Origin of the sequence: Arhodomonas sp. KWT2 (assembly GCF_041949875.1) — a bacterium.
GTDB lineage: Bacteria > Pseudomonadota > Gammaproteobacteria > Nitrococcales > Nitrococcaceae > Arhodomonas > Arhodomonas aquaeolei.
Genome location: NZ_JBHFPQ010000040.1, coordinates 26,569 through 40,236, shown reverse-complemented (window position 1 = coordinate 40,236; position 13,668 = coordinate 26,569). Strand labels below are relative to the sequence as shown.

Genomic DNA, 13,668 nt, shown 5'->3' with positions numbered 1-13,668 from the left:
GGCTTCCAACACGACTTCCGGGTACGGCCGGCCCCTGTCTGCCGGAGCGCCGCCCGGACGGGCGGCCGGCCGCTTATGAATATTTATTCCAATTACTACTTTGTAGGCGAAATGCGCTCCCCGCCTTGAGCGGTATCAACCCCCGTGGAGCGCCTCGATAGCTGGCGCGGCTTCGCCTTCCGGCACCGCCCCGTCGAACGAGTCGGTGAACCAGTCCAGCCGGTCGCGCAGCCGCACCACCTCGCCGAGCACAACCAGGCTCGGCGGCTGGAGCCGCGCCTCGCGCACCCGCGTCACCAGGTCCCCAAGGCAGCCGGTGACCACCCGCTGGCCGGTGAGGGTCGCGCGCTGGACCACCGCCGCCGGATGCCCCGGCGCCAGCCCCCGCCGCATGAGCTCCTCGCACAGCCGCGGCAGCCCGTGCAGGCCCATATAGATGACGACGGTCTGCGACGGCTGCACCAGGGCCTCCCAGGGCAGATCCAGGGAGCCGTCCCGGAGGTGACCGGTGACGAAGGTGCACAGCCGGGCATGGTCCCGGTGGGTCAGCGGCATACCGGCATAGGCGGCGCAGCCGAGGGCCGCGGTGACGCCGGGGACGACCTCGAAGGACACGCCGGCGGCCTGCAGCGCCTCCAGCTCCTCGCCGCCGCGGCCGAAGACGAAGGGGTCTCCGCCCTTGAGCCGGACCACCTCGAGCCCCTGGCTGACGAGGTCCACGAGCATGGCGTTGATGCGCGACTGCGGCACGGTATGGTGGCTCGCCGCCTTGCCGACGTAGACGCGCTGCGCCCGGGCCGGCACGAGGTCCATGACCTCCGGCGCGGCGAGGCGGTCGTAGAGCACGGCGTCGGCGCGGCCCAGCACCTCCCGTGCCCGCAGGGTGAGCAGCTTCGGGTCCCCGGGCCCCGCCCCGACGAGGTAGGCCCGGCCGGCGCCGGGTTCCTTGCGCCATTGCAGCGCGGCCGGCTCGTCGTCGTCGATATCGAGGTGCAGTGAGGACCGCTCGCGCGCGCCCACCGCGTGGACCAGCACGCCCCGCCGGTCCGCCTCCGCGGCGACCCGGTGGTTGAGATCGACACAATCGGACGCCGCCACCGCCAGGTGACAGCCGTCGAGGTCCCCCTGCGCGAACGCCCGCTCGCACAGCGCCCAACCACCGGCCATGGCGGCCTCGCGCAGGGCCGGGCGGACATCCGCCGCAACCACGCGCAGCCGCGCCCCGTGGCACCCCAGCCACGCGGCGAGCCGCCGTGCGCCGTCCCCGCCGCCCACCACGAGTACCCGCCGCCCGGTGAGCTCCAGCGTCGCCGGCATGCCGGTCATGACAGCGCCTCCTCGACGGCCGGCAGGCCGATCTCCGTGTCGTCCAGGTAACAGCCCGGGTCCTCCGCCCACAGGTTGCCGGTGAGCTGCCACGCCCGGGTGCGGGTATTGCCGCCGCAGATGTCGCGGTGGGCGCAGGCACCGCAGCGCCCCTCCAGCGGTCGCGGCCGGCGGCGCAGTGCAGCCAGCATGGGCTCGCTATCGTCGCTCCAGATCGCGGAGAACGGCCGCTCGCGGACGTTGCCGAGGTTGTGCTGCCACCAGAACGTGTCCGGGTGGACGTTGCCGAGGTTGTCGATGTTGGCGACGTCGCTGCCCGAGGCATTGCCGCCCCAGGCCCGGAGCAGCCGCCGCAGGCCGGCGACCGCGTCCGCCGGGAAACGGCGCTCTGCCCAGTGCAGGAGGTAGACGGCGTCGGCGTCGTTGTTGCCGGTGACGTAGTCCCGCCGCCGGCCGGCCGCGAGGTCGGCGAGGCAGTGCCGGAACAGCAGATCCATCGCCCAGCGCGTGCGTCGGTGGACGGCGTCGCCGCGGCGATTGCGGTTGCCCCGGCCGGCGTAGTTGAGGTGGGAGAGGTAGAACTTGTCGATGTCCTCGTCGGCGACGAGCTGCAGCAGCCCCGGCAGGTCGTGCGCGTTCTCCTCGGCCAGGGTGAAGCGCACGCCCACCTTGATGCCGGCATCCCGGCACAGCCGCAGCGCGTGCACGGATTCGTCGAAGGCGCCGCGGCGCTTGCGGAAGCGGTCGTGGGTCTCGCCGAGGCCGTCCAGGCTGATGCCGACGTAGTCGAACCCGGTCTCCGCGATGGTCGCGACGTTCGACTCGTCGATCAGCGTGCCGTTGGTGGAGAGGCCGACGAAGAACCCCATGTCCCGGGCACGGCAGGCGATACGGTGGATCTCCGGGTGCATCAGCGGCTCGCCGCCGGAGAGGATGAGCACCGGCACGCCGAAGGCGCGGAGGTCGTCCATCACCGTGTCGATCTCCGCGCCGGAGAGCTCGCCGGCGAAATCGATGTCCGCGGAGGTCGCGTAGCAGTGCTTGCACGCGAGGTTGCAGCGCCGGATGAGGTTCCAGATCACCACGGGCCCGGGCGGGCGCGCCGGCGGCGGGACCGAGCCCGGGGTGCGGAGGGCCTCGATATAGCGGGTCAGTCTGAACATGGACGGCCTCCTGGGGGCGGATCGCTTGCGGGGTTCGTCGCCGGTTCCGGGATTCTCAGACCGGTCTTCTTGAGGACACGGCGGCTGTAGAGCACCGCCGAGGCACGGGGGTGGTCGCCGAGCACCGCCGCGACCTCGCGGATCCGCGCCTCGACGCTGTCCCGGTCGCGGCCGTGGACCATGGCGAACAGGTTGTACGGCCACTGCGGCGGGTGGCGCGGCCGGGCGTAGCAGTGGCTGACGGCCTCCAGCGCGCCGACGTCCCGGCCGAGGCGGTCGACGTCGGTGTCCGGGACGTCCCAGACCGTCATCGCGTTGAAGCGCAGGCCCAGGGCGTAGTGCTGGGGCACCGCGGCGATGCGCCGGATTCCACCGCCGGCCTGCATGGCCGCGAGCCGGCGGATGACCTCGTCCTCGTCCGTGCCGACGCGGGCGGCGACCTCGGCGTAGGGGCGCGGACACAGGGGCAGGCCGTGCTGGGTCGCGGCGATGATGCGCCGGTCCAGCGCGTCCGGGCTGTGCCCGTCCCCGCCCCGGGTCATGCCGTCACCCTCAGGCCGAGGTAGTATTCGGCGCGCTTGGGCATGAGGTGGACGCACAGGCCGGTCTCCGCCTCGATCTCGCCGGCCACCGCTGCCAGGCGCTCGGCGTCCAGCACAGCGATCACGAACCACAGGTTGAGCCGGTGGTCGCGCTCGTAGTTGTGGGCCACCTCCGGGTGGGCGTTCACCTGCGCCGCGACCACGTCCAGGCGCACCGGCGGCACCGCCATGGCGGCCAGGGTCACGGCGCCGCCGAGGGCGCCGGCGTCGAAGAGCGGGCCGACGCGGGAGAGATAACCGTCGTCGAGCAGGCGCCGGAGACGGTCGAGCAGCTCCGCCTCGGCGATGCCCACGGTCCCGGCGGCCTCGGAATACGGTGTCGGACTCAGGGGCAGGCCGCCCTGCAGGACGTTGACGATGCGCCGGTCCACGGCGTCCAGTTCGCCACTCATGACGCCACCGCCCCGGCGCCGGCCGGCGCCGGGGCGTAGCTCGCGCCGCGCTGACGGAAACACCGGCGGCTGAAGAGCACCTGCCGGTCCCGCACCGCCGGACCGGCGGCCGCCGCGAGCGCCTGCGCCTGGGCACGGACGGTGGCGCGGTCGCGGCCGTGGATCATGCTGAAGAGGTTGTACCGCCACTCGGGCAGGCGCCGCGGGCGGCGGTAGCACAGGGTGACGAAGCGGTACCCGGCGATGCGGCCGGCGACGGCGTCCACCTGCTCGTCCGGCACGTCCCAGACCACCATCGCGTTGGCCCGGTAGCCGAGCCGGCGGTGACGCGCGATCAGCCCGTAGCGGACCACGGCGCCGCGCTCCCGCCAGGCCCGCAGCCGCGCGAGCACCTCCGCCTCGTCGACGCCCGCCCGGGCGGCAACGGCGGCGAAGGGGCGCGGCACGAGGGCGAGACCGTCCTCCAGCGCCGCCAGCACGTGCCTCGCCGCCGGGTCCAGCACCAGCGGCTCGGCGGGCGGCCGCGGGGTGACGGTCCGCGGCGCGTCCCCCTCGCCCGCCATCAGGCCGGCGAGATCCAGGTGGTAAGCGCTCTCCAGCGGCAGGTCCAGGGGCGCCAGCCCGGTATCGGCGGCGACGCCGTCCAGCACGGCATCCACTCCAGGGCGGCTCGCCGCGGTCACGACGAACCAGAGGCTGTAACGGTGCTCACGCTCGTAGTTGTGGTTCACCCCGCGATACGCGTTCACCTGTGCGGCGACCGTCTCCAGGCGCGACGGCGGTACCGCCAGGGCGGCCAGGGTGCTCGCCCCCACCGCCCCCGGGCGGAAGACCGCGCCCACCCGGGCGAGCCAGCCCCGGTCCGCGAGCGTCCCCAGGGCGGCGATCACCTCGCCCTCCCCGACCCGGAGGTGACGGGCCATAGTGCGGTACGGCCGCGGCTCCAGCGGCAGGCCGCGGGCGTAGGCGCGGAGCAGCGCCCGCGCCACGCCGTCCGGGGCCGCCGCGGTTCCCGCGCCTGCGATGTCCGCCGCTGCCGTCACCATGGCCGGGTCCTCACAGGCCGATGCGGTCGGCACGGTCGGTGAAGAAGATCCCGCTCGGGCGCGGCACCGGCAGCCGGGCCAGGGGCTCGTGGGTATCCGCGTCGTAGACGGCGACGGCGTCGTCGTCGCGCAGGGACAGCCACACCTCCTCGCCGCGGGCGGAGAAGGCGATGTGCAGCACGCCCCGCCCCGGGGTGAGGGTGTCGTCCACCTTCAGGGTGTCCATGTCGATAACCTGGACGGTGTCGTTGCGGGGGAAGGCGAAGTTCACCCAGGCCTCGCGCCCGTCCGGGCCGGCCATAACGAACACCGGCTGGCCGTGGACCGGGATGCGCGCCACCTCGTGCCAGTCATCACGGTCGACCACGAGCACCTCGTGGCGCCCCACCGCGGGCAGCAGGGCATAGTCGTCCACCATCGCCCAGCCCTCGAGGTGGGGCATCTTGTAGACCGGCAGGCGCTTCTCACCGCGTCCGTAGCCGGCGAGAATCTCCCGGGCGCCACGCTCCGGGTGCCACAGGTCGACCAGGGCAAGGCCGTCCTCCCCGAACAGCCCGGCGATGTAGTAGCGCCCCTCCGGCGTGATCAGGCCGTCGTAGGGCTTGCGCCCCACGCCCCTGATCCGGGTGATGGACGGCTCGTCGCCGCCGCTGAAGTCAGCGATCCAGATCTCGCCGGCCTCGTAGAGGCTGAACACGAACCGCTCCCCGGGGGCGTCCACCAGGCCGACCACCCGCGCACGCTCGCCGTCGCCGTAGCGCGCCGGGATGCGCGCCACCGGCTCCAGGGTACGGGCGTCGAACACGCGCACGCCGCCGGGCTCGTAGTTGGAAACGGCCACCAGGCGGCCATCGCCGGAGATGGCGCCGCCGATGCTGTTGCCCGCCTGCTGCACCCGCGCGACGATGCGCCCGCGCAGCAGATCCACCTTGGTCAGCGCGCCGTCACGACCGAACACGTAGGCGAAGCGCTCGTCCCGTGAGAACACCGCGGAGGCGTGGGAGAGATCGCCGAGGCCGTCAATCTCCGCGAGCTCGGCCCGCTCGCTGGCGTCCACCAGGGACACCCGGCCGTCCGCACGCTGGACGACCAGCCCCAGGTCGCCGGTGCCCCGCGGGGCGGGGGTGGTCGCGCAACCGCCGAGCAGCGCGGCGGCGAGCAGCAGCGTCCAGACACGGAAGGCCGTGACGGCGGCACGGGCATATCGGATCATCGGTCATTCTCCTGGAGGTACCGCCCGGACTTGAGGCCGCGGGCGATGGCTCGGATCTCGGCATGGCTGAACAGCGGGCCGAAGGGGGGCATGGCAGTGCCCGGGCGGCCGTGCTCGATGGTCGCGGCGAGGGCGCCGACGTCGCGCCCGGACAGCGCGGAGGCGGTGATGTCCGGCCCCAGGCCGCCGGTCAGCCGCAGGCCGTGGCAGGCCCCGCAGTCCTCGCGCACGATCGAGCCGAGGCTGCGTCCGCGCAGGGCGGCCGGGCGCTCGGCACCCGCGGCCGGGACCAGGGGCACGGTGAGGGCAACCAGCAGGAGCGGAAACGCGGAGTGGCGCAGCCGCCGCAGGAGTGCGGAATTACGGATGAGCATGCCGTCCCCCGGACTGTCGTCCCCACCCGAAGCGCTGGTGCACCCGCGGGCAGGGAACTCGTACCGGCCACCGAAAGGCGGCCATTCGGGGTCAGGCTATAAGATGCATACGATTTATTAGTTGATATCCATCAACCGAAGGCGAAACGTCACGAAAGGGTCTCGATGCGGGCGATCAAGTCGTCCGCGGCGGCATTGGCCTCGGTGACGAGATGCTCGAACTGGGGGCGCAGATCGCCGGGCACCGCCTCGTCCAGCGCCCGCTTGGCCGCGGCGGCGAGTCGTCGCTCGTCGTCGCCGCGCTCGCGCAGCAGCCGCCCGGCACCGCGCTCGGCGAAGCGCGCGATGAGCCGGTCGCCCAGCTCGTGGAGGCTGTCCAGCTCGCCGTCCGCCGCCTGCGGGAGCTCGCCGTGGCTGCGCAGCCCGAGCGCCAGACGGTCCGCAAGGGCCTCACGGTCGCCGGCCAGGCGCTGGAGCACGCCCGCCACCGCGGCGTCGTCGATCACCTCCGCGGTGTAGCGGTGGTGCCGGGCGTTCGTCTGGCACTGGACCATCACGTCGTTGACGGCCACCAGGGCCGGATCACGTAGCAGGCTCATCCTCCACCTCCGCGCTGATGCCGGGCCCGGAACACCCCGATAGCCAGACCGCCCGGGCCCGGTAATGCCAACCTTCCGGGCGATTGTGCGCCTTGCCCGCAGAGCGTGCGAGCGCCGGCTTAGCGGGTGTGCGTGATACCGCGCAACACCGGCGACGAGGGTGCCGCCGCACCTACCGGTTTGAACCATACCGCGACTGTCCCGCCGCGTCGCCCGTCACTCATGCCAGACCGCTACACGACGTTCCTCACCCCCTGCCACAGCCGCTGTATGGACGGCGCGGAGGCGGCGTCGCCGCTGCCCGGGTCGATGACCACCGGGAGCTCGCCCGGACAGACCTCGAACGTCGCGGGGGTGTACGCAATGATCTCGCCATCGGCGAGGATCCGCCGGTGTCGTCGGGTGCGGACAGTCAGCACCTGCGCCTGGGCACGCCAGACCGGGCTGCCGGCCACTCCGCCGCGCCAGACATCCCAGGCGGCCCGGAGCAGGCCCAGCCGCCCCTGGGGCGGGACGCAGTAGGCATCCAGCAGACCGTCGTCGATGCCGGCCTCGGCCTGCACTGGCACGCCGCCACCGTAGTAACGGCCGTTGCCCACGGCGAAATGCAGCGCACGCAGGCGCTCGGTGCGGCCATCGACCTCGACCTCCAGCCGGAACGAGCGTAGCCGGCCCGCTGTACGCAGCAGTGCCACCGGGTAGCTCAGCGCGCGCCAGCGGCGCTTGTCGCCCTCGCCCAGGCCTTCGTTCCGGGCACGCACGCCCAGCCCGATGTGGGCGACGTTACAGAAATAACGGCCGTTGACCCGACCCAGATCGATGCGGTGGACGGAACCATCCACCGCGATGGCGGCGGCACCAGCAGGATCGAACGGGATGCCCAGGGTCCGGGCAAGGTCGTTGGCGGTGCCCAGCGGCAGCACCGCCAGCGGCGTGGTGCCGCCGGCCAGGGCACCGAGGGCGGCGTTGACGGTGCCGTCCCCGCCGGCGACGACCACCGCATCCACGGTGGCGGCGACGGCGGCAATACCCGCGCGCAACGCATCGCCATTGGCGGGCCAGTGGCAGCGATACTCGACGCCGCAACGCTCGAAGACCGCCAGCGCCGCGTCCAGCGGGCCGCCGGCGCGCCCGGCCGCGGCGTTCGCGAACACCGCCAGTCGCCGGCGCGGCTCGCCGCGGTGCGGCTGGGACTGGGTCTCCAACATGCGCGCCCTCCGGGCCCCTCGCCACCGGGCGGCGACGGTGTCAGTCCGTCGACCGGCCCATATCACCAAACCCCGCCCCGCCGGCGGGCCGTACAGTACGCGTCCTGCGTCTGACGACACGGGCCGGGGCACGAGTGCCCGTCGATACGCCGCACGGGCACCGCCCCGGAGCGGTGATCGACTAGGAGTCCGGGGTGCCGCCCCTGAGACGGGCGACGGCCCGATGGCCGATGTCCCGGCGGTAGTAGACACCGTCCCAGTGGATGCGCTCCACCTGCTCGTAGGCCCGGTTCCGGGCCTCGGCGATATCGCTGCCGAGGGCGCAGACGCAGAGAACGCGCCCGCCCATGGTCACGACCTCGCCGGCGTCGTCGTCGCTGGTGCCGGCATGGAAGACCTTCACGTCCCCGCTCTCGCTCTCCGGCAGACCGGTGATGACGTCACCCTTGCCGTAGGCGCCCGGATAGCCGCCGGCGGCCATCACCACACCCAGGCACGGACGCGGATCCCATTCCGCCCCGACCTCCGCGAGGCACCCGTCCAGGGCGGCATCGCAGAGCGCCGGCAGATCCGAGCGCAGGCGCATGAGGATGGGCTGGGTCTCCGGGTCGCCAAGACGCACGTTGAACTCCAGTACCCGCGGCTCGCCGTCCGGGTCGATCATTACGCCGGCGTAGAGGAACCCCGTGTACGGCCGGCCCTCGGCGGCAAGGCCGCGCACCGTGGGGCGCACGATCTCCTCGAGGATGCGCTCGTGCACCGCCCCGGTGACGATGGGGGCCGGACTGTAGGCGCCCATGCCGCCGGTATTGGGGCCGGTATCGCCGTCGTCCCGGGCCTTGTGGTCCTGGCTGGAGGCGAGCGGCAGGACGTTATTGCCGTCCACGAGGGCGATGAAGCTGGCCTCCTCGCCCTGGAGGAAGTCCTCGACGACGATACGCTCGCCCGCGTCGCCGAAGGCGTTGCCGCCGAGCATGCCCTCGGCGGCCTGCAGCGCCTCGTCCACGGTCATCGCCACGGTCACGCCCTTGCCGGCGGCGAGGCCGTCGGCCTTAACCACCAGCGGTGCGCCGTGCTCGCGGATGTAGTCCCGGGCCTCACCGAGGTCGTCGAACACCCGGTAGCCGGCGGTGGGGATACGGTGCCGCTCCAGGAACGCCTTGGCGAAGGCCTTGGAGCCCTCGAGCTCAGCGGCCGCGCGGTCCGGGCCGAGGCAGCGCAGGCCGGCGGCCCGGAACGCGTCGACCACGCCCATGGTCAGCGGCACCTCCGGACCGACCACAGTGAGGTCGATGGCGAAGTTACGGGCGAAGTCCACCAGTGCGGTGATGTCCTCCGCACCGACGGCCACGTTGTGCACGCCCGGCTCACGCCGGGTGCCCGCATTGCCGGGGGCGACGTAGACGTCGCTGACGCGTTCGGAGCGGGCGAACCGCCATGCCAGGGCGTGCTCACGTCCGCCCCCGCCGATCACGAGTACCTTCATGGGCTGCTCCTCAGTGCCGGAAATGCCGCATGCCGGTGAACAGCATGGCGATGCCGTGCTCGTCCGCGGCGGCGATCACTTCCTCGTCGCGGATCGAGCCGCCGGGCTGGATGATCGCCCGCACGCCGGCCCCGGCGGCCTGGTCGACGCCGTCGCGGAAGGGGAAGAAGGCGTCCGAGGCGAGCACCGAGCCATCCAGCGAGAGGCCGGCGTCCGACGCCTTGCGCACGCCGATACGGGCGCTGTCCACCCGGCTCATCTGCCCGGCGCCGATGCCGAGCGTCCGCCCGGCGCCGCCGTAGACGATGGCGTTGGACTTCACGTGCCGGGCCACGGCCCAGACGAAGAGCAGGTCGGCGCGCTCACCCGCCTCCGGGGCACGCTGCGTCACCACCCGCGGCGCCGCGCCGGCGGGCAGCAGCTCATGGTCGGCATCCTGCACCAGCAGCCCGCCGCGCACGCGCTTGTAGTCGAGCCGCCCGCCGTCGGCGCCCTCGTCCAGGGCGCCGGTGACGAGCAGGCGCACGTTCTTCTTCCGGGCCACCGCCTCGGCCACGCCGTCCGCCACCGCCGGGGCGACGATCACCTCCACGAACTGGCGATCCACGATCGCCTCCGCGGTGGCGCGGTCCAGGGTCCGGTTGAAGGCGATGATGCCGCCGAACGAGGACGTCGGGTCGGTGGCGAAGGCGCGCTCGTAGGCGGTGAGGAGGTCCTCGGCCACGGCGACGCCACAGGGGTTGGCGTGCTTGACGATCACGCAGGCCGGGACCTCGAAACCGCGCACGCACTCCAGCGCGGCGTCGGTATCGGCGATGTTGTTGAACGACAGCGCCTTGCCCTGGAGCTGGCTGGCGGTGGCCACCGACGCGCCCTGTGCCGCCGGCTCGCGGTAGAACGCGGCGCGCTGGTGCGGATTCTCGCCGTAGCGCATGGTCTGCACCAGACGGAACTGCGGGTTGAGGGTGTCGGGGAAGTCCGCCGGCGTATCACCGTCGCCGGTGCGCCGGCCCAGGTACTCGGCGATGGCGCCGTCGTAATGGGCGGTGTGCTCGAAGGCGGCCACCGCGAGGCGGAAGCGCGTCCCGGCGGTGATACCGCCGGCGTCCAGCTCGGAGAGCACCGCCGGATAGTCGCCGGCATCGGTGACCACGGTCACGCCGTCGTGGTTCTTGGCCGCGGCGCGGATCATCGCGGGGCCGCCGATATCGATGTTCTCGATAGCATCGGCCAGCGTGCAGTCCGCCCGGGCGACGGTCTGCTCGAAGGGATAGAGATTGACCGCCAGCAGGTCGATGGGCGCAATGCCGTGCTCGTCCATCACCGCGTCGTCGACCCCGCGCCGTCCCAGCAGCCCGCCGTGCACCCGCGGGTGCAGGGTCTTCACCCGGCCCGCCATGATCTCCGGGAAACCAGTGTGCCCGGAGACCTCGACCACCGGAACACCGGCCTCGGCGAGGGTCCGCGCGGTCCCGCCGGTGGAGAGGATCTCCACACCCCGCTCGTGCAGGGCCCGGGCGAAATCGGTGATCCCGGTCTTGTCGGAGACGCTGATCAGCGCCCGCCGGACCGGCCTCAACTGTGCGGCTGCTGGCATCGGGCTGTTTCCTTCGCTGGCTGCCTCAAGGGGGCGCCATTATAGCGGAACTGCCCGGCCCTGCGGTGCGCGGCGACACGCGGGCGTCTCAGTCCTCGATGCCGTAGTACTGGAGCTTCTTGCGCAGGGTGCCGCGATTGATGCCCAGGATCTCCGAGGCGCGGGTCTGGTTGCCACCGCACTCGCGCATCACCACCTCGAGCAGCGGCACCTCCATCTCGGTGAGCACCATCTTGTACAGCCCGCTGCCCGGATAGCCGTCGAGCTGGCGGAAATAGTCCTCCAGCGACTCGCGCACGCAAGAGCGTATCGGCCCGACACCCCGACGCTGCGGATCCTTCGACTGCTCCCTGGTCCCTTCGTCCTGCCTGGCCTGTTGCTCTGCCATGTCGTTATCTGCCCGTCGCGTTGGTATCGACCGCCGCCCGCGGCGCCGAAATAGGTGATAATACTAACCCGCCGACCGGTCGCGCCACCTCCCGTAGAGGGCGAGCGCGACGTTAGCGGAAGAAGACCTCGAAGCCCTGGGCCGGGGGCTGGGGCGCGTCGATCTCCACCGACACGTCCACTGTCTCCCCGGGGGGCATCCCCGTCCCGGGCGGGGTCCGGTCCAGGTAGTCCGTCGCCTCGAAGCCGCGCTCGGCGAGGATCTGACCGTTGAGCGCGGTCAGGCGCAGGCGCATCTGCGGCCACTCGATGGGGGTCGGGGCGGTATTCGCGATTTGCGCGGTGAAACGCAGGCGGTCACCGTTCGGCGACGCCCGCAGGGCCCGCTCGTCGACCCGCACGGCCGCCGGACGACGCGGCAGGGGGACGGTACAGCCCGCCACCTCGCAGGCCGCCACCGCCCAGTCCCGCACCAGGGGATTGCCCAGCAGGGCCTGGCGATTGAACCAGGTGAGCTGCCCCGCAATAGCGAGCAGGAGCACCACGGCGGCAAGCCACCAGGGCCAGCGCCGGTGTACCGGTTCCTCCTCGCCCGGACCGGGTTCCAGCCAGTCCGCGGCGGGGGCCATACGCTCCCGGGGAGGCGGCGCGTCCGGCACCGGGGTCCCCCCCACCTCCCCCAGCGCCGGTTCGGCGCGGAGGTCGGGCGTATCGCCGGGGAGATCCTCGGTATGGGTGCGGACATCGAAAACCGCACCGCAGACACCGCAGCGGCATCGGCCGCCGGCGGCGCCGGACTGGGCCAGGGTGACCCGGAAGAGCGTGCCGCACTCCGGGCAGCGGGCGTGTCTGGGCGCCGGTGGCATCACCCGGGCCCCCGCTTGCCCTCCAGGCGGACCCAGCCGTCCCTGGGTGCGGAGACCTCCAGGGTGACCTCGGGGCGGAAGGCCTCGGCCACCGATGCGGCCTGCCCGGCAAGCACCCCCGAGAGCACCAGCCGGCCACCGGGACGGCAGCAGCGCACCAGCACCGGCGCGAGCTCGATAAGCACCCCAGAGAGGATGTTCGCCACCACGCAGTCCGCCGGCGCCGGGGGCTCGCCGGTGTGATCGCGCACGGCGAGCCGCTCCGCCACGCCGTTGGCGTGGGCGTTCTCGCGGGTGGCCACCAGTGCCTGCGGGTCGTTGTCGACGCCCTCCGCCTCCCGGGCGCCGAGCAGCAGTGCGGCAATGGCGAGCACGCCGGAGCCACAGCCGTAGTCCAGCACCCGCTCACCCACCGGGGGCCGGGCGTCCAGGGCCTCCAGGCACAGGGCGGTGGTGGGATGGGTGCCGGTGCCAAAGGCGAGACCGGGATCCAGGCGAAGGTTCAGGGCGTCCGGATCCGGAGGGGCCTCATGGGAGGGCACCACCCAGAGCCGCTCGCCGAAGCGCATGGGACGGTAATCGTCCATCCACGCCCGCTCCCAGGCGCGGTCCTCGAGGCTGCCGACGTGCCATTCCGCCGGCTCCGCACCCAGGGCCTCGCGGGCGCTTGCTCGGACCGCCGCCGGGTCGACGTCGGCGTCGAACAGGCCGGTGACGCGCACCCGCGACCACAGTCGCTGTTCGCCGGGAGCGGGCTCGAGCACCGGCTCGTCCCCCGGGTCACGCCCGGTAACGGACAGCGCCCCCGCGGCCTCGAGCACGGCCTCGGCCAGTCCGAAACGCTCGCGGGGCAGCTCGAAGGAGATCTCGATCCAGGCCATGGTGGCCCCACCGTGGTCGGGCGATCAGCCGGCGGCGAGGGCGCGCGCAGCCTGCTCGCGGGTATAGAAGGCCCCGTCGCGCACGAAACCGGCGATCACGCCGGGACGCACCGCGGTCACGCGGCCGCCGAGGTCACGGGCGGTGACCAGCGTCTCCGGCAGGCCGTCGAGACAGTGACAGGGGGCGGGCCGCCCATCGGCAAGGCACGAGCGGTGCACGCGCCCGGTGGCCCGGTCGAGGAAGGCGGGGGCGAACCCCGCCCCGCGGTTCTCGGCGCTAACGCCGCCCCGGCCGTCGTAACGGCGGTTCTCGTCCTCCAGGCGGTCCACGGTCATGGCCGAGCCCATATGCCCCCCTACGACAACCGAGCCATGCGATGGCGTACGCACCGAGCGAAAGATCGGCGGATTATAGGCCGTGATCGCCCGCAATCCAATCCCCGGCGGATACCCCGTTCAACACCCACACAGTAGACACCAAACGTGAACCATGCACGGTAACGGGCGCCGCCGGTGCCGGACACGCCG

General features: G+C 72.7%; 15 protein-coding genes. All 15 read right to left on the bottom strand.

Features of this window, described 5'->3' with window-relative positions; genetic code table 11:
* Positions 1-135: 135 nt before the first annotated feature.
* The 15 genes from cobA to ACEZHJ_RS07815 all read right to left on the bottom strand — a co-directional run bounded on the left by cobA (position 136) and on the right by ACEZHJ_RS07815 (position 13,488).
* On the bottom strand, positions 136-1,326 hold the full coding sequence (gene cobA, locus ACEZHJ_RS07885; protein WP_375036405.1) for a siroheme synthase: 1,191 nt from the start codon (positions 1,324-1,326) through the stop codon (positions 136-138).
* The gene (nirJ, locus tag ACEZHJ_RS07880; RefSeq protein WP_375036404.1) at positions 1,323-2,489 is read right to left on the bottom strand and encodes a heme d1 biosynthesis radical SAM protein NirJ; all 1,167 of its coding nucleotides are present in this window, start codon (positions 2,487-2,489) and stop codon (positions 1,323-1,325) included. Before nirJ ends, cobA begins: the two co-directional genes overlap by 4 nt.
* The gene (locus ACEZHJ_RS07875; protein ID WP_163139273.1) at positions 2,477-3,031 is read right to left on the bottom strand and encodes an AsnC family transcriptional regulator; all 555 of its coding nucleotides are present in this window, start codon (positions 3,029-3,031) and stop codon (positions 2,477-2,479) included. Before ACEZHJ_RS07875 ends, nirJ begins: the two co-directional genes overlap by 13 nt.
* A complete protein-coding gene (locus tag ACEZHJ_RS07870) occupies positions 3,028-3,483 on the bottom strand; it encodes an AsnC family transcriptional regulator (protein ID WP_018719590.1) in 456 nt (151 codons plus the stop codon). The genes ACEZHJ_RS07875 and ACEZHJ_RS07870 overlap by 4 nt, the downstream gene beginning before the upstream one ends.
* A complete protein-coding gene (locus ACEZHJ_RS07865; RefSeq protein ID WP_375036403.1) occupies positions 3,480-4,529 on the bottom strand; it encodes a hypothetical protein in 1,050 nt (349 codons plus the stop codon). The genes ACEZHJ_RS07870 and ACEZHJ_RS07865 overlap by 4 nt, the downstream gene beginning before the upstream one ends.
* A 10-nt stretch (positions 4,530-4,539) precedes the next feature.
* Positions 4,540-5,742, bottom strand: a complete 1,203-nt coding sequence (locus tag ACEZHJ_RS07860; protein ID WP_375036402.1) for a cytochrome D1 domain-containing protein — start codon at positions 5,740-5,742, stop codon at positions 4,540-4,542.
* Positions 5,739-6,116 carry a cytochrome c gene (locus tag ACEZHJ_RS07855; protein ID WP_259201226.1) on the bottom strand — a complete coding sequence of 126 codons (378 nt, stop codon included), beginning with the start codon at positions 6,114-6,116 and terminating at the stop codon, positions 5,739-5,741. Before ACEZHJ_RS07855 ends, ACEZHJ_RS07860 begins: the two co-directional genes overlap by 4 nt.
* A gap of 149 nt (positions 6,117-6,265) precedes the next feature.
* Positions 6,266-6,715: a hypothetical protein gene (locus ACEZHJ_RS07850; RefSeq protein ID WP_163139277.1), complete on the bottom strand. Its 450-nt coding sequence runs from the start codon at positions 6,713-6,715 to the stop codon at positions 6,266-6,268.
* 233 nt (positions 6,716-6,948) lie between these two features.
* A complete protein-coding gene (locus ACEZHJ_RS07845; protein ID WP_375036401.1) occupies positions 6,949-7,923 on the bottom strand; it encodes a YegS/Rv2252/BmrU family lipid kinase in 975 nt (324 codons plus the stop codon).
* A 181-nt stretch (positions 7,924-8,104) separates the two neighbouring features.
* Positions 8,105-9,409, bottom strand: coding sequence for a phosphoribosylamine--glycine ligase (purD, locus tag ACEZHJ_RS07840; RefSeq protein ID WP_018719584.1), 1,305 nt, complete (start codon positions 9,407-9,409; stop codon positions 8,105-8,107).
* Between the two features lie 10 nt (positions 9,410-9,419).
* On the bottom strand, positions 9,420-11,006 hold the full coding sequence (gene purH / locus ACEZHJ_RS07835; RefSeq protein WP_040409678.1) for a bifunctional phosphoribosylaminoimidazolecarboxamide formyltransferase/IMP cyclohydrolase: 1,587 nt from the start codon (positions 11,004-11,006) through the stop codon (positions 9,420-9,422).
* Positions 11,007-11,094: 88 nt separating this feature from the next.
* Positions 11,095-11,394, bottom strand: a complete 300-nt coding sequence (fis, locus tag ACEZHJ_RS07830; RefSeq protein ID WP_040409677.1) for a DNA-binding transcriptional regulator Fis — start codon at positions 11,392-11,394, stop codon at positions 11,095-11,097.
* Between the two features lie 112 nt (positions 11,395-11,506).
* Entirely contained in the window at positions 11,507-12,259 is a 753-nt protein-coding gene (locus ACEZHJ_RS07825; RefSeq protein WP_375036400.1) for a DUF3426 domain-containing protein, read from the bottom strand.
* Positions 12,259-13,140, bottom strand: coding sequence for a 50S ribosomal protein L11 methyltransferase (gene prmA, locus ACEZHJ_RS07820; RefSeq protein WP_375036399.1), 882 nt, complete (start codon positions 13,138-13,140; stop codon positions 12,259-12,261). Before prmA ends, ACEZHJ_RS07825 begins: the two co-directional genes overlap by 1 nt.
* Positions 13,141-13,164: 24 nt before the next feature.
* Positions 13,165-13,488 carry a hypothetical protein gene (locus tag ACEZHJ_RS07815; RefSeq protein ID WP_018719579.1) on the bottom strand — a complete coding sequence of 108 codons (324 nt, stop codon included), beginning with the start codon at positions 13,486-13,488 and terminating at the stop codon, positions 13,165-13,167.
* Positions 13,489-13,668: the final 180 nt, after the last annotated feature.